General features: G+C 72.1%; 18 protein-coding genes. 14 read left to right on the forward strand and 4 right to left on the reverse strand.

Translation table 11 applies throughout. The features are described 5' to 3' along the window. Window positions 1-10: 10 nt before the first annotated feature. Genes OSR43_RS03065 through OSR43_RS03120 form a run of 12 tightly spaced genes read left to right on the forward strand, consistent with a single transcriptional unit; the run spans window position 11 to window position 15,278 of the window. Window positions 11-1,351 (forward strand): NADH-quinone oxidoreductase subunit D, encoded by a 1,341-nt coding sequence (locus OSR43_RS03065; RefSeq protein WP_302269549.1) that lies wholly within the window; start codon window positions 11-13, stop codon window positions 1,349-1,351. Beyond that, window positions 1,348-2,175, forward strand: a complete 828-nt coding sequence (gene nuoE, locus OSR43_RS03070; protein ID WP_302269550.1) for an NADH-quinone oxidoreductase subunit NuoE — start codon at window positions 1,348-1,350, stop codon at window positions 2,173-2,175. Before OSR43_RS03065 ends, nuoE begins: the two co-directional genes overlap by 4 nt. After that, on the forward strand, window positions 2,172-3,488 hold the full coding sequence (gene nuoF, locus OSR43_RS03075; protein ID WP_302269551.1) for an NADH-quinone oxidoreductase subunit NuoF: 1,317 nt from the start codon (window positions 2,172-2,174) through the stop codon (window positions 3,486-3,488). Before nuoE ends, nuoF begins: the two co-directional genes overlap by 4 nt. Then, window positions 3,485-5,947, forward strand: coding sequence for an NADH-quinone oxidoreductase subunit G (locus tag OSR43_RS03080; protein WP_302269552.1), 2,463 nt, complete (start codon window positions 3,485-3,487; stop codon window positions 5,945-5,947). Before nuoF ends, OSR43_RS03080 begins: the two co-directional genes overlap by 4 nt. Window positions 5,948-5,952: 5 nt before the next feature. Beyond that, window positions 5,953-7,260, forward strand: coding sequence for an NADH-quinone oxidoreductase subunit NuoH (gene nuoH, locus OSR43_RS03085; RefSeq protein ID WP_302271561.1), 1,308 nt, complete (start codon window positions 5,953-5,955; stop codon window positions 7,258-7,260). Further along, a complete protein-coding gene (gene nuoI, locus OSR43_RS03090; protein WP_302269553.1) occupies window positions 7,260-7,853 on the forward strand; it encodes an NADH-quinone oxidoreductase subunit NuoI in 594 nt (197 codons plus the stop codon). Before nuoH ends, nuoI begins: the two co-directional genes overlap by 1 nt. Then, the gene (locus OSR43_RS03095) at window positions 7,850-8,710 is read left to right on the forward strand and encodes an NADH-quinone oxidoreductase subunit J (RefSeq protein ID WP_302269554.1); all 861 of its coding nucleotides are present in this window, start codon (window positions 7,850-7,852) and stop codon (window positions 8,708-8,710) included. Before nuoI ends, OSR43_RS03095 begins: the two co-directional genes overlap by 4 nt. Before the next feature lie 5 nt (window positions 8,711-8,715). Further along, window positions 8,716-9,009 carry an NADH-quinone oxidoreductase subunit NuoK gene (gene nuoK, locus OSR43_RS03100; protein WP_300959579.1) on the forward strand — a complete coding sequence of 98 codons (294 nt, stop codon included), beginning with the start codon at window positions 8,716-8,718 and terminating at the stop codon, window positions 9,007-9,009. Window positions 9,010-9,021: 12 nt separating this feature from the next. Continuing rightward, a complete protein-coding gene (gene nuoL, locus OSR43_RS03105; RefSeq protein WP_302269555.1) occupies window positions 9,022-10,956 on the forward strand; it encodes an NADH-quinone oxidoreductase subunit L in 1,935 nt (644 codons plus the stop codon). Beyond that, window positions 10,953-12,674, forward strand: coding sequence for an NADH-quinone oxidoreductase subunit M (locus tag OSR43_RS03110; protein ID WP_302269556.1), 1,722 nt, complete (start codon window positions 10,953-10,955; stop codon window positions 12,672-12,674). The genes nuoL and OSR43_RS03110 overlap by 4 nt, the downstream gene beginning before the upstream one ends. Before the next feature lies 1 nt (window position 12,675). Continuing rightward, window positions 12,676-14,274 (forward strand): NADH-quinone oxidoreductase subunit NuoN, encoded by a 1,599-nt coding sequence (nuoN, locus tag OSR43_RS03115; protein WP_302269557.1) that lies wholly within the window; start codon window positions 12,676-12,678, stop codon window positions 14,272-14,274. Then, window positions 14,271-15,278, forward strand: a complete 1,008-nt coding sequence (locus tag OSR43_RS03120; RefSeq protein WP_302269558.1) for a polyprenyl synthetase family protein — start codon at window positions 14,271-14,273, stop codon at window positions 15,276-15,278. Before nuoN ends, OSR43_RS03120 begins: the two co-directional genes overlap by 4 nt. Window positions 15,279-15,324: 46 nt before the next feature. Here OSR43_RS03120 and OSR43_RS03125 read toward each other — a convergent pair whose 3' ends face one another. Then, window positions 15,325-15,828: a MarR family winged helix-turn-helix transcriptional regulator gene (locus tag OSR43_RS03125; RefSeq protein WP_302269559.1), complete on the reverse strand. Its 504-nt coding sequence runs from the start codon at window positions 15,826-15,828 to the stop codon at window positions 15,325-15,327. A 107-nt stretch (window positions 15,829-15,935) separates the two neighbouring features. On the opposite strand from OSR43_RS03125, the gene OSR43_RS03130 reads away from it, so the two are divergent. Further along, window positions 15,936-16,727, forward strand: a complete 792-nt coding sequence (locus tag OSR43_RS03130; RefSeq protein WP_302269560.1) for an SDR family NAD(P)-dependent oxidoreductase — start codon at window positions 15,936-15,938, stop codon at window positions 16,725-16,727. A 58-nt stretch (window positions 16,728-16,785) separates the two neighbouring features. On the opposite strand, the gene OSR43_RS03135 is transcribed toward OSR43_RS03130, so the two are convergent. Continuing rightward, complete coding sequence (locus OSR43_RS03135; protein WP_302269561.1) at window positions 16,786-18,855, reverse strand: PhoX family phosphatase; 2,070 nt, start codon at window positions 18,853-18,855, stop codon at window positions 16,786-16,788. Window positions 18,856-18,965: 110 nt separating this feature from the next. Further along, window positions 18,966-19,877, reverse strand: coding sequence for an EamA family transporter RarD (rarD, locus tag OSR43_RS03140; protein WP_302269562.1), 912 nt, complete (start codon window positions 19,875-19,877; stop codon window positions 18,966-18,968). Between the two features lie 52 nt (window positions 19,878-19,929). Here rarD and OSR43_RS03145 point away from each other — a divergent pair, with 52 nt between their 5' ends. Next, complete coding sequence (locus tag OSR43_RS03145; protein WP_302269563.1) at window positions 19,930-20,355, forward strand: hypothetical protein; 426 nt, start codon at window positions 19,930-19,932, stop codon at window positions 20,353-20,355. A 117-nt stretch (window positions 20,356-20,472) separates the two neighbouring features. Here OSR43_RS03145 and OSR43_RS03150 read toward each other — a convergent pair whose 3' ends face one another. Next, window positions 20,473-21,543 (reverse strand): 2-oxoacid:ferredoxin oxidoreductase subunit beta, encoded by a 1,071-nt coding sequence (locus tag OSR43_RS03150; RefSeq protein WP_302271564.1) that lies wholly within the window; start codon window positions 21,541-21,543, stop codon window positions 20,473-20,475. Between the last annotated feature and the right edge of the window lie 7 nt (window positions 21,544-21,550).

The raw sequence follows: 21,550 nt of genomic DNA on the forward strand, positions 1-21,550 counted from the left end.
GAACGCAGCCATGACCGCTCAGCACGACATCTACGCCGGCTCGACCGAGACCAGCGAGGGCCGCGTCTTCACCGTCTCGGGCCAGGACTGGGACCAGATCGCCGAGGGCCTCGCCGAGGACGACTCCGAGCGGGTCGTCGTCAACATGGGCCCCCAGCACCCCTCGACTCACGGGGTGCTCCGGCTGATCCTCGAGCTCGAGGGCGAGACGGTGACCGAGGCCCGCTGCGGCATCGGCTACCTGCACACCGGCATCGAGAAGAACATGGAGTTCCGCTCCTGGGTCCAGGGCGTCACGTTCTGCACCCGGATGGACTACCTCTCGCCGTTCTTCAACGAGGCGACGTACTGCCTGGGCGTCGAGCGGCTGCTCGACATCGAGGACCAGGTCCCGGAGAAGGCCGACGTCATGCGGGTGCTCCTCATGGAGCTCAACCGCATCTCCTCCCACCTGGTGGCGATCGCCACCGGTGGCATGGAGATCGGCGCGCTGACCGTGATGACGATCGGCTTCCGCGAGCGCGAGCTGGTGCTGGACCTCTTCGAGCTGATCACCGGCCTGCGGATGAACCACGCGTTCATCCGCCCCGGCGGCGTCGCCCAGGACCTCCCGCCGGGCGCGCTGGACGAGATCCGCGCGTTCATCGCGCTGATGCGCAAGCGGCTGCCGGAGTACGAGGCGCTGTGCAACGCCAACCCGATCTTCAAGGCGCGGCTGGTCGACGTCGGCCACCTCGACCTCGAGGGGTGCCTCGCCCTCGGCCTCACCGGCCCGGTGCTGCGCAGCACCGGCTACCCCTGGGACCTGCGCAAGACCCAGCCCTACTGCGGCTACGAGACCTACGACTTCGACGTGCAGACCTGGGACACCGCGGACTCCTACGGCCGGTTCCGGATCCGGCTGGCCGAGATGTGGGAGTCGCTGAAGATCGTCGAGCAGGCCGCCGACCGGCTGGCCGGCCTCGAGGGCGCCCCGGTGATGATCGAGGACAAGAAGATCGCCTGGCCCAGCCAGCTGGCCATCGGCAGCGACGGCATGGGCAACAGCCTCGACCACATCCGCCACATCATGGGCGAGTCGATGGAGGCGCTCATCCACCACTTCAAGCTGGTGACCGAGGGCTTCCGGGTCCCGGCCGGACAGGCCTACGTCCCCGTCGAGGGCCCCCGCGGCGAGCTCGGCGCGCACGTCGTCTCCGACGGCGGCACCCGCCCCTTCCGCGTGCACTTCCGCGACCCCTCGTTCACCAACCTGCAGGCCACGAGCGTGATGAGCGAGGGCGGCATGGTCGCCGACGTCATCGTCGCCATCGCCTCCATCGACCCCGTGATGGGAGGTGTCGACCGATGAGCACCCGGTCGGAGATCACCGAGGACACCTACGCCGAGCTGCGGGCGATCGCCGCGCGCTACCCGCAGCCGCGGTCGGGGCTGCTCCCGATGCTGCACCTCGTGCAGTCCGTCGACGGCCGGATCACCCCCGAGGGCATCGAGGCCTGCGCCGACGTGCTCGGCGTCTCCGCGGCCGAGGTCAGCGGGGTCGCGACCTTCTACACGATGTACAAGCGCAAGCCGGTCGGCGACTACCACGTCGGTGTCTGCACCAACACGCTGTGCGCGGTCATGGGCGGCGACGAGATCTTCGCCCGGCTCAAGGACCACCTCGACGTCGGCAACGACGAGACCACCGCCGACGGCAAGGTGACCCTCGAGCACCTCGAGTGCAACGCGGCCTGCGACTACGCGCCGGTGATGATGGTGAACTGGGAGTTCGTCGACAACCAGACCCCCGAGTCGGCCGTCCGGCTCGTCGACGACCTGCGCTCCGGCGTGGAGGTCCGCTCCACCCGCGGCCCGCGGATCTGCACGTTCAAGGAGGCCGCGCGCGTGCTCGCCGGCTTCCCCGACGGTCGCGTCGACGAGGGCCCGAGCGCGGGACCCGCCTCGCTGGTCGGGCTGGGCCTGGCCGCCGAGCGCGGCTGGTCCGCGCCCTCGCCCGACACCGCCCCGCAGGGCGACCCGGACCAGCGCGACGGCCGGCACGCGGTCGCCGAGGAGCCCCGCCAGGAGGCGGCCGCCACGGCGGACGCCGGGACCAAGGAGGCCGAGGCCGCCGTGGTCGAGAAGGAGAGCCCGACGACCGAGACGGCCGCCGAGAAGGGAGACGCGAAGTGACCGACACCCTCACCCCCGTCCTCACCGCCGGCTGGGCCGACGAGCGGTCCTGGACCCTCGACGCCCACACCCGGCGCGGCGGCTACCGCGCGCTGGACACGGCGTTCGCGATGGGCCCCGACGCCGTCATCGCGGCGGTCAAGGACTCGGGCCTGCGCGGCCGCGGCGGCGCCGGCTTCCCCACCGGGATGAAGTGGTCCTTCATCCCCCAGGACAACCCCAACCCCAAGTACCTCGTCGTCAACGCCGACGAGTCCGAGCCGGGGACCTGCAAGGACATCCCGCTGATGATGGCCAGCCCGCACACGCTGGTCGAGGGCGTCATCCTCAGCAGCTTCGCGATCCGGGCGCACACGGCGTTCATCTACATCCGCGGCGAGGTCCTCCACGTCATCCGCCGGGTCCAGGCCGCGGTCGCCGAGGCGTACGCCGCCGGCCACCTCGGTCGCGACATCCACGGCTCCGGCTACGACCTCGACGTGGTCGTCCACGCCGGCGCCGGTGCCTACATCTGCGGCGAGGAGACCGCGCTGCTCGAGGGCCTCGAGGGCCGCCGCGGGCAGCCGCGCCTGCGCCCGCCGTTCCCCGCGGTCGCCGGCCTCTACGCCAGCCCGACGGTCATCAACAACGTCGAGTCGATCTCCTCGGTGCCGAGCATCATCGCCAACGGTGCCGAGTGGTTCGCGGGCATGGGCACCGAGAAGTCCAAGGGCTTCGGCATCTTCTCCCTCTCCGGGCACGTGCAGCGCCCCGGCCAGTACGAGGCGCCGCTGGGCATCACGCTGCGCCAGCTGATCGACCTCGCCGGCGGGATGCGCGAGGGGCACGAGCTGAAGTTCTGGACCCCCGGCGGCTCCAGCACGCCGCTGCTGACCCCCGAGCACCTCGACGTGCCGCTGGACTTCGAGGGGGTCGGTGCGGCCGGCTCCATGCTCGGCACCCGCGCGCTGCAGCTCTTCGACGAGACCGTCTGCGTGGTGCGGGCGGTGCTGCGCTGGACGGAGTTCTACAAGCACGAGTCCTGCGGCAAGTGCACCCCGTGCCGCGAGGGGACGTGGTGGCTGGTGCAGACCCTCGCCCGGCTGGAGAAGGGCCAGGGCTCCGAGGCCGACCTCGACCTGCTGCTCGACCAGTGCGACAACATCCTGGGCCGCTCCTTCTGCGCGCTGGGCGACGGCGCGACCAGCCCGATCTCCAGCTCGATCAAGCACTTCCGCGAGGAGTACCTCGCGCACCTCACCCACGGCGGCTGCCCGTTCGACCCGGCCGCCTCGACCGCGTGGTCCGACCGGACCGTGGGAGCGACGGCATGACGACGACCCCGGAGAAGGCCCGCGCCGCGGAGGCCGAGCGGACCGACCTGGTCACGCTGACCATCGACGGCGTCGAGGTGAGCGTCCCGAAGGACACCCTGGTGATCCGCGCGGCGGAGCAGGTCGGCGTGCAGATCCCGCGCTTCTGCGACCACCCGCTGCTGGCACCCGTCGGCGCCTGCCGCCAGTGCCTGGTCGACGTCCCCGACGCCGGCAACGGACGCGGCTTCCCCAAGCCGCAGGCCTCCTGCACGCTGCCGGTCGCCGAGGGGATGGTGGTCACCACCCAGGCGACCAGCGAGGTGGCCGACAAGGCCCAGCAGGGCGTCATGGAGTTCCTCCTGATCAACCACCCGCTGGACTGCCCGGTCTGCGACAAGGGCGGGGAGTGCCCGCTGCAGAACCAGGCGATGTCCAACGGCCGGGGCGAGTCCCGCTTCGCGGCGTCCGGCGGCATCAAGCGGACCTATCCCAAGCCGATCAACATCTCCGCGCAGGTGCTGCTCGACCGCGAGCGCTGCGTGCTGTGCGCCCGGTGCACCCGCTTCTCCGAGCAGATCGCCGGCGACCCGTTCATCGCCCTGGTCGAGCGCGGCGCGCTCCAGCAGGTCGGGATCTACGAGAAGGAGCCCTTCGAGAGCTACTTCTCCGGCAACACCATCCAGATCTGCCCGGTCGGGGCGCTGACCAGCGCGGAGTACCGCTTCCGCTCGCGCCCCTTCGACCTCGTCTCCACCCCGGCCGTCGCCGAGCACGACGCCTGCGGGTCCGCGATCCGTGTCGACCACCGCCGCGGCAAGGTGATGCGCCGGCTCTCGGGCAACGACCCCGAGGTCAACGAGGAGTGGATCACCGACAAGGACCGCTTCGCGTTCCACTACGCCCAGCAGCCCGACCGGCTGACCTACCCGCAGGTCCGTGACGCCGACGGCGGCCTCCGCCCGGCGTCGTGGACCGAGGCGTTCGCCGTCGCGGCCCGCGGCCTCGCGGAAGCCGGTGCGGTCGGCGTGCTCCCCGGCGGCCGGCTCACCGCCGAGGACGCCTACGCCTACAGCGTCTTCGCCCGCGTCTCCCTCGGCACCAACGACGTCGACTTCCGCGCCCGGCCGCTCTCGGCGGAGGAGGCGGACTTCCTCGCCTCCGAGGTCGTGCTGACCGGCCCCTGGGGCGGCGCGGTGACGTACGCCGACCTGGAGTCCGCGCGGACCGTCGTCCTCGCCGGGCTCGAGCCGGAGGACGAGGCGGGCGCGATCTTCCTGCGCCTGCGCAAGGCGTCCGGCCGCGGCACCCGCGTGCTCTCCGTCGCGCCCTTCAGCAGCCGCGGCCTGCGGAAGATGAACGGCGTGCTCCTGCCCGCGGCGCCCGGCACGGAGGCGGCCGTCATCGAGTCGCTCGCCGAGCGCGCCGAGCACGGCGTCGACGCCGACACCGTGGTCCTGGTGGGGGAGCGGCTCGCGACCTCGCCCGGCGCCCTCACCGCGGCGGCGGCGCTCGCCCGGCGCACCGGCGCCCGGCTGGCCTGGGTGCCGCGCCGCGCCGGCGACCGGGGTGCGGTCGAGGCGGGCTGCCTGCCGAACCTGCTGCCCGGCGGCCGCCCGGTCGCCGACGCCGCCGCCCGCGTCGACGCGGCCACCACCTGGGGCGTGCCGTCGCTGCCCGAGGCGCCCGGACGCGACGCCGACCGGATCGTCGCCGCCCTCCGGACCGGCGAGCTCGGGGGCGTGGTCGTCGGCGGCGTGGACCCCGACGACACCGCCGACCCGGCCGCGACCAGGGCCGCGCTGCGCGCCGCGCGCTTCGTCGTGGCGCTGGAGGTGCGCGAGACCGACGTGACCCGGGAGGCCGACGTGGTCTTCCCGGTCGCCCCGGTCAGCGACAAGGCGGGCACGTTCATCACCTGGGAGGGCCGGCCCCGGCCCTTCGAGGCGGTCTTCACCAACCCGGCCTCGCTGCCGGACCTGCGCGTCCTCGCCGGCGTCGCCGAGGAGCTGGCGCTGCTCGGCCGCGGCCGACCGCTCGGGTTCCGCACCGTCGCCGACGTCCGGGCCCGGATGGAGGAGCTCGGCGGCTGGGACGGCGAGCGCGGTAGGCCGGCCGCGGACCCCGCGGTCCCGGTGTCGTCGGCGCCGACCGGCCATGGCGGGCAGGGCGGGCAGGACGGCTTCGTGCTCTCCACCTGGAAGCAGATGCTCGACCTGGGCACGATGCAGGACGGCGACGCCGCCCTGCGGGCCACCGCCCGGATGCCGGTCGCCCGCGTGACCGCCGCGACGTACGACGCGCTCGGCCCGACCGTGACCCTCACCGGTGACCGCGGCTCGGTGACCCTGCCGGCCGAGATCACCTCCGACCTCGTCGACGGCGTGGTCTGGGTCCCGGCGAACTCGTTCGGCGACGGGGTGCTGGCCGGCCTGGCCTCACCCGGGTCGCGCGTGACCGTGAAGGGAGCGAGCCAGTGATCGCGATGGCGGCCGACGGGCCGGACCTCTCGGCGTTCGGTGGTGACCCGTGGTGGGTCATCCTCGTGAAGACGCTGCTCATCTTCGTCGTCCTGGTGCTCCTCACCCTGTTCAACATCTGGTGGGAGCGCCGGGTCGTCGCGCGGATGCAGCACCGCATCGGCCCCAACGTCAACGGGCCCTTCGGCCTGCTGCAGTCGTTGGCCGACGGCGTGAAGCTGGCGCTGAAGGAGGACATCATCCCCACCGCCGCCGACAAGGCGGTCTTCCTCCTCGCCCCGGTGATCGCGGTGGTGCCGGCGTTCGTGACGTTCGCGGTCATCCCCTTCGGGCCCGAGGTGAGCTTCTTCGGGGAGCGCACGCCGCTGCAGCTGACCGACATGCCGGTCGCCGTGCTGTTCGTGATGGCGATCGCCTCGATCGGCATCTACGGCATCGTGCTCGGCGGCTGGTCCAGCGGCTCGACGTACTCCTTGCTCGGCGGGCTCCGCTCGAGCGCGCAGATGATCTCCTACGAGGTCGCGATGGGGCTCGCCCTCGTGGCGGTCTTCCTCTACGCCGGGTCCATGTCGACCTCGGAGATCGTCGCGGCCCAGGACGACCTGTGGTTCGGGCTGATCCTCGTGCCGTCGTTCGTCATCTACCTGATCGCCATGGTCGGGGAGACCAACCGCGCGCCGTTCGACCTCCCCGAGGCCGAGGGCGAGCTGGTCGGCGGGTTCCACACCGAGTACTCCTCGCTGAAGTTCGCGCTGTTCTTCCTCGCCGAGTACATCAACATGGCGACCGTCTCGGCGCTGGCCACGACCCTGTTCCTCGGCGGCTGGCACGCGCCGTTCTGGATCGACGAGCTGTACGGCGGGTTCAACGAGGGCTACTGGCCGGTGCTGTGGTTCTTCGGCAAGGTGCTCTTCTTCATCTTCGGCTTCATCTGGCTGCGCGGGTCGCTGCCGCGGCTGCGCTACGACCAGTTCATGGCGTTCGGCTGGAAGCGGCTGATCCCGGTCGCGCTGGTGTGGATCATCGCGGTCGCCACGATCCGCGCCACCTCGCTGGAGGGCGGCATCGACCGCCGGTACCTCCTCATCGGGATCGGTGTGCTGGCGGTGCTCTTCCTCGCGCTGTTCTTCGTCGGGGACTCCGGTGAGGAGCCCACCGAGGACCGGCGGGCGGCCGACCGGCCCGGAGGCGCGGGCGCCTCCGGCGGCTTCCCGGTCCCGGCGATGCCGGCCGGCGGCCCGGTGCGCGGCGCCGCCGCACCGCTGACCTTCGACCACCCGACGACCGCCCGGTCGACGGCAGGAGAGAGCTGATGGCCACCGTCAAGGAACAGTTCTGGGACCCGATCGCGGGTTTCGGCGTCACCTTCCGCACGATGTTCAAGAAGGTCGTCACCGAGCAGTACCCCTTCGAGAAGCAGCCGACGGCGCCGCGCTTCCACGGCCGGCACCAGCTCAACCGCTGGCCCGACGGGCTGGAGAAGTGCGTGGGCTGCGAGCTGTGCGCCTGGGCCTGCCCCGCGGACGCGATCTACGTCGAGGGCGCCTCGAACACCGAGGCCGAGCGCTTCAGCCCGGGGGAGCGGTACGGGCGCGTCTACCAGATCAACTACCTGCGCTGCATCCTGTGCGGGCTGTGCATCGAGGCCTGCCCGACCCGGGCGCTGACGATGACCAACGAGTACGAGCTGGCCGACGACAACCGCGCGGACCTGATCTACGAGAAGTCCGACCTGCTCGCCCCGCTCCTGCCCGGCATGGAGCAGCCGCCGCACCCGATGCTGCTGGGCAGCGACGAGGGCGACTACTACCGCGGCACCTTCGCGGCACCGCCGTCGCCCTCGACCGGCACCGCCCCCGGCGTGCCCACCGACGACGACGCGACGCTGCGGGAGGCCGGCCGGTGACCGCGTTCTGGATCCTCGCGCCGGTCATGGTGCTCGCGGCGCTGGGCATCCTCGTCGTGCGCAAGGCGGTCCACGCCGCGCTGCTGCTGGCGGTCGTGATGATCAGCCTGGCGGTGCTGTACGCCGTGCTCGAGGCGCCGTTCCTCTTCGCGGTGCAGATCATCGTCTACACCGGCGCGATCCTCATGCTCTTCCTCTTCGTGCTGATGCTCGTCGGCGTCGACGCCTCCGACTCGATCGTCGAGACGATCCGGGGCCAGCGGACGATGGCCGTCGTCCTCGGGATCGGCCTGGGCGTGGTGCTGGTCGCCAGCGTCGGTCAGATCACCCTGGGCACGGTCGTCGGCCTCGACGCCGCGAACGAGGGCGGGAACATCGAGGCGCTGGCCAACATCCTCTTCTCCCGCTACGTCTTCGTCTTCGAGACGACCAGCGCGCTGCTGATCACCGCCGCGGTGGGCGCGATGGTGCTGGCGCACCGCGAGCGGCTCGGGCCCAAGCCGACCCAGCCGGTCCGCGCCGCCCAGCGGGTCCGCGACTTCGCCGAGCGCGGCGAGCACCTCGGCCCGCTCCCGGCGCCCGGCGTCTACGCGCGGCACAACGCGGTCGACACCCCCGCGCTGCTCCCCGACGGCACGCCCTCGGAGTCCTCGGTCTCCCGGACGCTGGCCGCCCGCGGCACGATCCGCTCCGCCCCCGACCTCGCCGACGACATCGAGGACGTCCAGCGCTCGCTGGGCGGGGTCCCCGGAGGCTCCGGCACGCCCGCGGACGGCTCCGCCGGCTCGGGCCACAACACCGAGAACCCGAGCACCGGCACCGGTGGCCCGGGCACGGACGAGGAGGCACACCGGTGACCGACGTGACGCCGTACGTCGTGCTGTCGGCGATCCTGTTCAGCATCGGCTGCGTGGGGGTGCTGACCCGCCGCAACGCGATCGTGGTCTTCATGTGCGTGGAGCTGATGCTCAACGCCTGCAACCTCGCGCTCGTGGCCTTCGCCAAGCAGCACGGCAACCTCGACGGGCAGATCGCGGCGTTCTTCGTCATGGTCGTCGCGGCGGCCGAGGTCGTCGTGGGCCTCGCGATCATCATGACCATCTTCCGCACCCGCCGGTCGGCCTCGGTCGACGACGCCAGCCTGCTGAAGTACTGAGGAAGAGAGCGGATGTACTCACTGTCCGAGGCCGCCCACCAGGTGCCGGTGATCGAGCCCAGCGCCGCCGACGGCGTCTTCTCGCTGATGTGGCTGGTCATCGGCCTGCCCCTGATCGGTGCCGCCGTGCTGCTGCTCGGCGGCCGCGCCACCGACCGGTGGGGCCACTGGCTGGGCACGCTGATGCCGATCGGCTCCTTCGTCATCAGCGTGCTGATGTTCCTCGAGCTGCTCGGCCGCGAGGAGGGAGACCGGTCGGTCGGCCAGCACCTCTACGACTGGGTGTCCGTCGGTGACCTGCAGGTCGGGATGGACCTGCTCTACGACCCGCTGTCGGCGCTGTTCCTGCTGCTGGTCACGGGCGTCGGCTCGCTGATCCACGTGTACTCGATCGGCTACATGGAGCACGACCCGCGGCGGCGCCGGTTCTTCGGCTACCTCAACCTGTTCGTGGCCGCGATGCTCATGCTGGTCCTGGCCGAGAACTACCTCGGGCTGTTCCTCGGCTGGGAGGGCGTCGGCCTCGCGTCGTACCTCCTCATCGGCTTCTGGCAGCACAAGCACTCCGCGGCCGCGGCGGCGAAGAAGGCCTTCGTCATCAACCGCGTCGGCGACATCGGCATGGCCCTGGCCATCGCGCTGCTCTTCACGACCTTCGGCACGACCAGCTTCTCCGCGATCAGCGCGGTCTCCGGCGCCGCCGAGGAGGACACGCTCACCGCCGTCGGCCTGCTGCTCCTGCTGGCCGCCTGCGGCAAGTCCGCGCAGGTGCCGCTGCAGGCCTGGCTGCTCGACGCGATGGAGGGCCCGACCCCGGTCTCGGCCCTCATCCACGCCGCGACCATGGTCACCGCCGGCGTCTACCTCGTGGTCCGGTCGAACTTCATCTTCGAGCTCGCGCCGCACGCGCAGACCGTCGTGGTCGTCGTCGCGACCGTCACGCTGCTGTGGGGTGCGGTGATCGGCTGCGCCAAGGACGACATCAAGAAGGCGCTGGCCGGCTCCACGATGAGCCAGATCGGCTACATGATGCTCGGCGCCGGTCTCGGCGTCGCGGGCTACGCCTTCGCGATCTTCCACCTGATCACGCACGGCTTCTTCAAGGCCAACATGTTCCTCGGCGCCGGCTCGGTCATGCACGGCATGAACGACGACGTCGACATGCGGCGGTACGGCGCGCTGCGGCACGCCATGCCGGTCACCTTCCTGACCTTCGCGATGGGCTACCTCGCGATCATCGGCTTCCCCGGCTTCTCGGGCTTCTGGTCCAAGGACAAGATCATCGAGACCGCCCTGGCCGAGAACTGGGTCGTCGGCGTCCTGGCCCTGCTCGGCGCGGGCATCACCGGCTTCTACATGACCCGGCTGATGCTGCTGACCTTCTTCACCACCAAGCGGTGGAAGGAGGACGTGCACCCGCACGAGTCGCCCGCCCTGATGACCGTGCCGCTGGTCGTGCTGGCCGCCCTGTCGGTGCTCGGCGGCGTGCTGCTGCTCGGCGACTGGATCGTCGACTGGCTGGCGCCGGTCGTCGGCGAGGCCCCGCACCACGAGCCGCCGCTGCCGGTCATGGTGATCACGCTGCTCACCGTCGCGGTCGTGGCCGTCGGCGTCGCCGCCGCGTGGTTCCTCGTCGGCAGGCGGGAGGTGCCGCTGACCCCGCCGCAGGACGTCTCCTTCGCCACCCGGGCTGCCCGCGCCGACGTCTACGGTGACGCGATCAACGACGTGCTGGTCGTCCGGCCCGGTGCCGCGACGGTCCGGGGGCTCACCACCGCCGACCGCACGGTCGTCGACGGGGCCTTCTCCGGCGGGTCGGGGGCGGTCAAGGCCGTCGGCGACCTGCTGCGGCGGCTGCAGAACGGCTTCGTCCGCTCCTACGCGCTCTCCGTCCTCGGCGGCGTCCTGCTCGTCGTCCTCGCACTCCTGGCGGTGAACCTCGCATGAACGACCTCCCCTGGCTGACCGTCCTCGTGGCCGTGCCCCTCGTCGGCGCGGCAGTCGTCGCCGCGGTGCCGCGCGCCGAGCTGGCCAAGCTGGTCGCGCTCGCCGTCTCGGTGCTGACCCTCGCGCTCGGTGTCGCGGTGGCGCTGCGCTACGAGCTCGGCGGTGGCATGCAGCTCACCGAGACCCACGACTGGATCGCCGCGTTCGGCGTCCACTACGCGCTCGGGGTCGACGGGCTCTCGCTGCTCATGGTCCTGCTGACCGTCGTCCTCGTTCCGATCGTGCTGGCCTACTCCTGGACCCACGCCGACGAGGGCACCGGCGCGAGCGGGTCGACCCGCTCGTTCTTCGCCTGGGCGCTCGCCCTCGAGGCGCTCTCCCTGGCGGTGTTCCTCGCCACCGACGTCTTCCTCTTCTACGTCGTCTTCGAGGCCACGCTGATCCCGGCGTACTTCCTCATCGGCGGCTTCGGCAAGGCCGGTCGCGGCGCCGCGGCGGTGAAGTTCCTGATGTTCCAGCTCGGCGGCGGCCTGGTCCTGCTCGGCTCGGTGATCGGGCTCTACGTCGTCTCCGCGCAGGCCGGCGAGCCGTCGTACCTCACCTCCGACCTCGCCGGGCTGGAGATGTCGACCTCCGCGGAGCGGTGGATCCTCGCCGGCTTCCTCATCGCGTTCGCGGTCAAGGCGCCGCTGTTCCCGCTGCACACCTGGCTGGCCGACACCACGGAGAAGGCCACGCCCGGCACGAGCGTGCTGCTGGTGTGCGTGCTGGACAAGATCGGCACCTACGGGATGCTGCGCTTCTGCCTGGAGCTCTTCCCCGAGGCCTCGAAGTGGGCCACCCCGCTGGTGGTCACGATCGCGCTGATCTCGATCGTGTACGGCGCGCTGCTGGCCATCGGCCAGGACGACCTGCTGCGGCTGGTGGGCCTGACCTCGCTGAGCCACTTCGGCTTCATCACCCTCGGCATCTTCGCGATGAGCAGCCAGGGCCAGTCCGGCGCGATCCTCTACATGGTCAACCACGGGCTCGGCACGGCAGCGCTCTTCCTCACCGCCGGTCACGTCATCGAGCGGCGCGGCACCTCCTCGATCCGCCGGATGGGCGGCATGGAGCGGCTCGCGCCGGTCCTGGCCGGGCTGTTCCTCGTCGCGGGCCTCGCGACCCTGAGCCTGCCCGGGCTCAGCCCGTTCATCTCCGAGGTGCTCGTCATCATCGCGGCCTTCGACTACCACTGGTGGGTCGGCGCGGCGGCGGTCACCGGCATCGTGCTCGCCGCGATCTACGTGCTGTGGATGTACCAGCGGGTGATGACCGGTCCCGGCCCGCTCGCCGGCGCGGACGGCGCGGACGGGGCGGACGGCGCGGGGGAGCACCTCGACGACCCGGCCCACCGCGAGCCGGCCGGGCACGGCTCGGACGCCTCCGAGCGGCCCGCCGGCGGCACGGCGACCGCGACGGCCACCCGGCCCGCCTCCACGACCGGGGCCACGGCCGTGCGGGAGACCCGCGACCTGCGACCGCGCGAGGTCGCGGTGCTGGCGCCGCTCATGGTCGGGCTGGTGCTGTTCGGCTTCTACCCGATGCCGCTGTTCGACGTGGCCAACCCCTATGTCGAGGACCTGATGGCCCGCGTCGACGTCGACGACGACGCCCCCGCCGTACCCCCGGGCACCGTCGTGGAGCCGGCCGGCGAGCACGCTGGAGAGGGACACTGAGATGGACTTCGTCAAGCCCACCATCGAGTACGCCGAGCTCGCCCCGCTCCTGATCGTCCTGGGCGGCGCCTGCCTCGGCGTCGTGGTCGAGGCGTTCCTGCCGCGGGAGCGGCGCCGCCTCGTCCAGGTCGTCCTCAGCGCCCTGGTGCTGCTCGCGGCGCTGGCCACCACCATCTGGCTCGCGACCGACCTCGAGGAGGTCGCCGACGGCGCCGCCCGCGGGCTGCTCGCCGCCGAGGGCACCGTCGTCGTCGACGGCCCGACCCTCTACCTGTGGGGGCTGATCCTCCTGCTCTCCCTCGGCGGCGTCGCGCTCTTCGCCGAGCGCCGCGTCGAGGGCGGGGTCTCGGCGTTCGCCGGCCAGGCCGCGGCGCTGCCCGGCACCGAGGCCGAGCGGGAGATCTCGACCCGCGGCTGGGAGCACACCGAGGTCTACCCGCTGCTGCTCTTCGCGGTCGGCGGCATGCTGCTCTTCCCGGCCTCCAACGACCTGCTCACGATGTTCGTCGCGCTCGAGGTGCTCTCGCTGCCGCTCTACCTCCTGTGCGGCCTGGCCCGGCGACGGCGCCTGCTCAGCCAGGAGGCGGCGCTGAAGTACTTCCTGCTCGGCGCGTTCTCCTCCGGCTTCTTCCTCTACGGCGTCGCGCTGGTCTACGGCTTCGCCGGGTCGATGCAGCTCTCCGCGATCGCCGAGGCGGTCCGCAACGACACCGAGAACCAGGGCCTGCTGCTCGTCGGCATGGGCATGCTCGCCGTCGGCCTGCTGTTCAAGGTCGGCGCGGCGCCGTTCCAGGGCTGGACGCCCGACGTCTACCAGGGCGCGCCGACCCCGGTCACGGCCTTCATGTCGGCCGCGACCAAGGTGGCGGCGTTCGGTGCGCTGCTGCGGCTCTTCTACGTCGCCTTCGGCTCCGACCGGTGGAGCTGGCAGCCGATGATGTGGGTCGTCGCGATCCTCACCATGGTGGTCGGCGCTGTCGTCGCGGTCTCCCAGACCGACGTGAAGCGGATGCTGGCCTACTCCTCGGTCGCGCACACCGGCTTCCTGCTCACCGGGGTGCTCGGCGTGCAGGGCGCGGGCGACCTCGCCGAGGGCCAGGTCACCTCGCTGCAGGCGGTGCTGTTCTACCTCGCGACGTACGGCGTGGCGACGCTCGGCGCGTTCGCGATCGTCACGCTCGTCCGCGACTCCAACGGCGAGGCCACCCACTTCGACCGGTGGGCCGGACTGGGCCGCCGCTCGCCGTGGCTGGCCGCGGCGTTCGGGCTGTACCTGCTCTCCATGGCCGGCATCCCGCTGACGGCCGGCTTCGTCGGCAAGTGGGCGGTCTTCACGGTCGCGATGTCGGCCGGGGCGTGGCCGGTGGTGCTGACCGCGATCGCGTCGAGCATCATCGCGATCTTCTTCTACGTCCGCTACATCCGGATCATGTTCTTCGCCGAGCCCGACGCGGACCTCGGCGAGGTCGCGTCGGTGACGACGCCGTCGCTGCTGACCTCCGCGACCATCGCGGCGGGCGTGGTGGCGACCGTCGTGATCGGCGTCGTGCCGGGCCCGGTTCTCGATCTCGCGGCCCGTGCGGGAGACTTCATTAGGTGAGCACCAGTTCGTCTGCGGGTCTGGCCCTGCCGGTCACCGACCCGGCCCTCGGGGCGCGCCTGCGCGACCGCATGGCCGAGGTCGAGGAAGCGCTCTACGCCCACGTGCGGAGCCGCTACCCCTACGTCACCGAGGCCGCCAGCCACCTGCTCGACGCCGGGGGCAAGAGGTTCCGCCCGCTGCTGGTCCTGCTGGCCGCGGAGGCGGGTCCCGAGCCGCTGGCCCCCGAGGTGCTGACCGCCGCGTGCGTCGTGGAGATCACCCACGTCGGCTCGCTCTACCACGACGACGTCATGGACGAGGCCGCGCTGCGCCGCGGCGCGGACTCCGCCAACGCGCGCTGGGACAACCACGTCGCGATCCTGACCGGCGACTTCCTGTTCGCGAAGTCCTCGGAGCTGACCGCGCAGCTCGGCCCGGACGCGGTCCGGATCCAGGCCGAGACCTTCAGCCGGCTCGTCGAGGGCCAGATCCTCGAGACCGTGCCGCCCGGCGAGGGCGAGGACCCGCTCGCGCACTACCTCGACGTGGTGGCGGGGAAGACCGGCTCGCTGATCGCCACCTCCGCCCGGTACGGCGCGCGCTTCGGTGGCGCGTCCGCGGAGGTCGAGGAGGCGCTGACGGCGTACGGCGAGATCGTCGGCTCGGCCTTCCAGCTCTCCGACGACATCCTCGACATCGCCTCGGAGTCCGCCGAGTCCGGGAAGACCCCGGGCACCGACCTGCGCGAGGGCGTCCCGACGCTGCCCGTGCTGATGGCCCGGGCCTCGACCGACCCCGCCGACGCCCGGCTGCTCGAGCTGCTGGACGCCGACCTGACCGACGACGCCCTGCACGCCGAGGCCCTCGACCTGCTCCGCAAGCACCCGGCCCTCGAGGAGGCCCGGGCCTACGTCGTCGCCCGCGCCACCGAGGCCAAGGACCTGCTCACGGTCCTCCCGCAGGGTCCCGTGCGCGACGCCCTGGAGGCCTTCGCCGACGTCGTGGCGGTCCGCTCCGCCTGAGCCGCCGGCGAGGGGCGGCGCCCGGCTCGCCGCTCCCGGGTCGTCCTCAGGCGGGTCCCTCCTGCACGGGTGGCCGCCACCCGTCCTCCTCCCGGATCGCCCGGGCCACCCGCCGGCTGACCTCCCGCAGCTGGCGCGCCTGGGCGCGCGTGAGCGGGTCTAGGACCAGCCGGTGCACGGTGGCGACGTGGCCGGGGGTGGCCGCGTCGAGCGCCTCCCGGCCCTGCTCGGTGAGCGTCGCGAGGGTGTAGCGACCGTCGGCGGGGTCGGGTGCGCGCACCACCCAGCCGCGGGTCTCCAGGCGCGACACCGCCCGGGAGAGGCGGGAGAGCGAGCTGTTCGCGTAGCCCGCCAGCACACTCATCCGCAGCGTCCGGTCCGGTGCGGACGCGAGCGCGTAGAGGACGCCGTACTCGAAGTGGGTGAGGCCGGCGTCGCGCTGCAGCTGTGCGTCGAGCGCGGCCGGGAGCCACTCGAGCACGGTCGCGAGGGCGCTCCAGGTCTCGAGATCCTCGCCGGTGAGCGGGGGCGGGTCAGGGGAGTCGGGCACGGCACGAGGATAAGCCGTCCTGACTTGATCGGGAAAGTCATCCACCGTACCTTTCACTTGACTGAGCAAGTGATCGGCGACGGCGCCGCAACGGAGGGGACGGACGCATGGACCTGCAGCTGAGGGGGCGGACCGCCTTCGTGACCGGCTCCACCCAGGGGATCGGACGGGCGATCGCGGAGACGCTGCTCGCGGAGGGGGCCGCCGTCGTCGTCAGCGGGCGCGACGGGACGCGGGTGCGCGCGGTGGTGGAGGATCTCCGGGCGGCGGTGCCGGACGCGGACGTCTCGGGGATCGCCGCCGACCTGGCCGACCCCGCCCAGGTGCAGCGGCTGCTGGCGGAGCTCGGGGACGTCGACGTGCTGGTCAGCTGTGCCGGCGTCTTCGGGCTCGCCGCCTTCGCGGAGGTCTCCGACGCGGAGTGGCAGCACTACGTCGAGGTCAACCTGATGGGCGGGGTCCGGCTCTCCCGGCACCTGCTGCCCCGGATGCTCGAGCGGGGCTGGGGCCGGGTCGTCTTCGTCGGCACCGAGTCCGCCGTGGACGTCCCCGCCGACATGGTGCCCTACGGGGCGACCAAGGCCGCGGCGCTCGCGCTCGCCAACGGGCTGGCCAAGCTGACCCGGGGCACCGAGGTCACCGTCAACACCGTCCTCGGCGGCCCGACGTGGTCCGACGGTGTCGCTGCGGCCGTGGCCGAGGTGGCCCGGTCCCAGGGTGCGCCGGTGGAGGCGGTCAGGGACGCGGTCGTGGCCGGGAACCCGACCTCGCTCCTGCAGCGGTTCATCGACCCGGCCGAGATCGCCCACCTGGTGGCGTACCTCGCCAGCCCGCTGTCGTCGGCCACGAACGGCGCGGCGCTCCGGGCCGACGGCGGCGTCCTCACCACGGTGCTGTGAACGCGCGAGCCGGCGCCGCACTCCTGGGCGGCGCCGGCTCGGCGAGGTGCGGTGCGGGTCAGGCGTGCTTGTGGACCACCACGACCGAGGGGCGCGGGAAGTCGTCGGTGTGCGGCCAGGTGCTGGCCGGCGTCTCGAACGTCGCGCCGTCGACCTCACCGGGGTGCTGGACGGCCACGAACAGCGAGCGGTCCTGGTCGGTGATCAGCGGCCCGCAGGCCTCGGCACCGCGCGGGACGGTGACGAACTGCTCGACCTTGCCGCGCAGCGCGCCCTTCGTCGGCACCCGGAAGATGCCGTCGTTGGAGCCCAGGACGTTGCCGTCGGTGGAGATCCACAGGTTGCCCTCGGAGTCGAAGGAGACGTTGTCGGGGCAGCTGATCGGGCTGACCTGCGACTTGTCGAACCCGGCGAAGTAGGTCTCCTGCGCGGCCGGGTCCCCGCAGACCAGCATCAGGTCCCAGGTGAAGGTCGTGGAGGCGTGGTCGCCGCGGGCGGGGGTCAGCTCGAGCACGTAGCCGTTGCGGTTGCCCGACTGCTCGCGCAGCGGCTCGCCGAGCGCGGGACGCGTCATCGACTTCCCGACCGGGTTGGCCTCGTCGACCGGCAGCGCCGCGGTGCCGCGGTTGGAGTTGTTGGTCAGCGCGACGTACACCTTGCCGGTCACCGGGTTCGGCTCGACGTCCTCGGGACGGTCCATCTTGGTCGGACCGACCTTGTCGGCGGCCAGGCGGGTGTCGATGAGGACGTCGGCGACGCTCATGCCCTCCACGTAGGACGTGGTGTCGCTCGTGAGCCGGATCCACTCACCGGTGCCGTCGTAGCCGTCCTGGGTGCCGTCGCCGGTCAGCTTCGCGACGTAGAGCGTGCCGCGCGTGAGGAGGGTCAGGTTGTGGCGGCGGGCCGCGGCGCCCCGGCCCTTCTTCATCTTGTCGCGGGAGACGAACTTGTAGAGGTAGTCGCCGCGCTCGTCGTCACCCATGTACGCCACCGCGCGGCCGTCCTTGGCCAGGGCGACGTTCGCGCCCTCGTGCTTGAAGCGGCCCAGCATCGAGTGCTTGCGGGGGGTGGAGGTGCGGTCGGTCGGGTCGAGCTCGACGACCCAGCCGAAGCGGAACGGCTCGTGCGGCTCGGTGGTCAGGTCGAAGCGCGGGTCGACCGACGACCAGCCGCGTCCGGCGCCGGTGACGCCGATGCGCTTGTAGGAGTCGGCGTAGCGCGGGTCGAGGTCCCCGGAGGCGTCGAAGTACTGGTTGAAGTTCTCCTCGCCCGAGAGCACCGTGCCCCACGGCGTCATGCCGCCGGCGCAGTTGTTGAGGGTGCCCATGACCTTGCGGCCCGACGGGTCGGCCGAGGTCCGGAGGCGGGGGTCGCCGGCGGCGGGGCCGGTCACGGCGAACGCCGTGCGGGTGCTGATCCGGCGGTTGTGCCGGGTGCCGGAGGGCGAGACCCGCAGCCAGGAGCCCGCGGTGCGGCCGCGCTTGATCTCCAGCACGGACATGCCGTGGCTGAGGATCTCGATCTCCTTCTGGGTGTCCTCGGGGTAGAGGTCGGTGGGGAACATCAGGTTCGGGTCGGTGTACTCGTGGTTGACCACGAGCAGCGCCCGGTCGCCCTTGAGCGGCAGCACGCCGACGTAGTCGCAGTTGTAGCCGAACTGCTTGGCCGCCGAGTCCGGCGTCTGGCGGCGCACGTCGAAGCGCGGCGCTCCCTTCTCGACCGGGTCGCCCCAGCTGGCCACGACGTCGCTGCGGAAGCCCTCCGGCACGACCACCGCGTCGCGCTTGTTCGGCGCCACCGGGCGGAAGGACGTCCGGCCGAGGTCCTTGCCGACCGCCGCGCGGGCCACGCCCGCGGGGGTGGTGGCCGGCACGGCCGCCGCGGGAGCGGAGCCGAGACCGGCGAGCACCATCGCGCCGGTGCCGACGGCCGCGCCCTGCAGGACCGACCGGCGGGCGACGGCCTTGCTGATCTCGTCGCGGACGTGGCCGTTGGTGCTGGTGTTCGGGACCGGCTGGTCGCAGGCGTTGCCGCAGCGGAACTGGCAGGTCAGGTGGCTGCGCGAGCCGTGCGGCCCGGAGGTGAGGAGGGGGAGCAGCGTGCGCGGTTCGCGCGAGGCGGTGGTCATGGCGCGGACGCTAGGCAGGACGGGTCAACCGCCGGGGAGGGAACGGTGACCCGCAGGTGAACGCCGAGGGGACGGCCGTCGGCCGACCCCGCCGCGCAGGACGGGCGGCGTCAGGCGGCGGTGCTGGAGGCGGCCAGCAGCCGGAGCTGGCGGCGGCGGTGGTTGTTGGCCTCGACGGTGAAGACCACCAGCGCGACCCAGACCAGGGCGAAGCCGGCCCACCGGGCGGGCGGCATCTCCTCGTGGAACCACAGCACGCCGAGGGCGAACTGCAGGACCGGGGTGAGGTACTGCAGCAGGCCGAGGGTCACCAGCGGGACGCGCGTCGCGGCCGCGCCGAAGGCGATCAGCGGGATGGCGGTGACGATGCCGCTGCTCATCAGGAGGACGGCGTGGCCCAGGCCGTGCTGGCCGAAGCCGGACTCGCCGGTGGCCACCAGCACCGCGACGTACGCGACGGCGAGGGGTGCGACCACGGCGGTCTCGACCGCCAGGCTCTCGACGGCGCCGACGTTCGCGGTCTTCTTGGTCAGCCCGTAGGTGCCGAAGGAGACGGCCAGCACGAGCGCGACGTACGGGGGGTGGCCGTAGTCGAGGGTGAGCACGGCGACCGCGGCGGTGGCGACGCCGACGGCGACCCACTGCGCGGGCCGCAGGCGCTCGCCGAGGACCAGCACGCCGAGCAGCACGGTCACGAGCGGGTTGATGAAGTAGCCGAGCGAGGACTCCACGACCCGGTCGTTGTTGACGCCCCAGATGTAGGTGCCCCAGTTGACGCTGATCGTGACCGCCGCGACCGTCAGCAGCAGCATCGTCCGGCCCGAGCGCAGCAGCGCCCGGAGGTGGGACCCCCGCCCGAGCACGACGACGAGCAGCCCCATGGTGACCGCCGACCAGAGGATCCGGTGCGCCAGGACCTCGACCGCACCAGCCGGTTCGAGCAGCGGGAAGTAGAGCGGGAAGCCGCCCCAGACCAGGTAGGCGGCCACGCCGAGGAGGAGGCCGCGGCGCGCGTCTGACACCGGACGAGGATAGGGGTTTGTCGGCGAGCGCCCGTGGGCAGGTTGGGGTTCCATGCCCCACGGACTCCTGGAGGAGATCACCCCCATGCGCACGAACCGCGTCGTTGCCACCCTCATCGCACTGGTCGTCATGGCCGCCACGCCGTTGGCGCTCACGGCGCCGGCCACCGCCGCCGACAAGGTCAAGCGCGAGATCAGCGTCCAGGGCATCGAGCCCAAGCCCAACCGCTTCTTCATCAAGGGCGGGGTCGAGACCGGGTCCTACCCGAAGGCCAAGCTCGTCATGATGAAGAAGCCGGGCGGCTCGAAGAAGTGGACGACCTACAAGACCTTCCGGACCGACGCCAAGAGCAAGTTCCGCGTCCGCGTCGTCGGCCCGGGCCGCGGCAGCCAGAAGGTCTGCTACAAGGTCAAGGCGCCCTCGAGCTCCAAGTACAAGACCTCGTTCTCGCGGAGCCTGTGCATCGTCAAGCTCTGAGACGTACGCCGGGCCGGCTCTCGGGCCGCCGGAACAGCAGGAAGGGTCCCCGCTCTCGGGCGGGGACCCTTCGTGCGTCTCGGCGGCGCCAGTGCCGCGCTCCGGCGGTCAGACGGGTCAGACGACCGTCCAGGTGTCGCCGGAGCCGATGAGCGCGGCGAGCTGGTCGGCCGGCGCGCCGGGTGCGTCCTGCCGGGCGGTGGTGACCTGGGCGCGCGCCTGGTCGTCGTACGTCGGCCGCTCCACGGCCCGGAAGATGCCGATCGGCGCCTGGTGCAGGTAGTCGGCCGCGGTGAGCCGGCTGATCGCGAAGGCGGTCGAGGGGTCGGCGGCGTGCGCGTCGTGGACGAGGATCGCGGACTCCTCCACGTCGGCGGCGAGGGCGACCTTGACCCCGCCGGTGACGTGGTCGCGGACGACCACCTTCGACCCGCGGCCGTCCTCGCCCGGGGTGCCGAAGCGGACCTGCTCGCCGTGGACGAGCGGGATGATCGCGTCGGCCTTGGTGTCGTTGCCCTTGATGGCGTCGAAGGCGCCGTCGTTGAAGATCGGGCAGTTCTGGTAGATCTCGACCAGCGAGGTGCCGCGGTGCGCGGCGGCCGCGGAGAGCACCGAGGTGAGGTGCTTGCGGTCGGAGTCGATCGTGCGGGCGACGAAGGACGCCTCGGCGCCCAGGGCCAGCGAGACCGGGTTGAACGGGTGGTCGACGGAGCCCATCGGGGTGGACTTGGTGACCTTGCCCGGCTCCGAGGTCGGGGAGTACTGCCCCTTGGTCAGGCCGTAGATCCGGTTGTTGAACAGCAGGATCGTCATGTTGACGTTGCGGCGCAGCGCGTGGATCAGGTGGTTGCCGCCGATCGAGAGCGCGTCGCCGTCACCGGTGACGACCCAGACCGAGAGGTCCTCGCGCGCGGTGGCGATGCCGGTCGCGATCGACGGCGCGCGGCCGTGGATCGAGTGCATGCCGTAGGTGTCGAGGTAGTACGGGAACCGGCTCGAGCAGCCGATGCCCGAGACGAACACGATGTTCTCGCGGCGCAGGCCGAGGTCGGGCAGGAAGCCCTGGACGGCCTTGAGCACGGCGTAGTCGCCGCAGCCGGGGCACCAGCGCACCTCCTGGTCGGAGGAGTAGTCCTTGCCGGTCTGCGGCTGGTCGTTGGTCGGGACCAGCTCGACGCCCGAGCGCAGGCCCGGG

It is taken from the genome of Nocardioides sp. Arc9.136, from assembly GCF_030506255.1.
In the GTDB taxonomy this organism is placed as follows: Bacteria; Actinomycetota; Actinomycetes; order Propionibacteriales; family Nocardioidaceae; genus Nocardioides.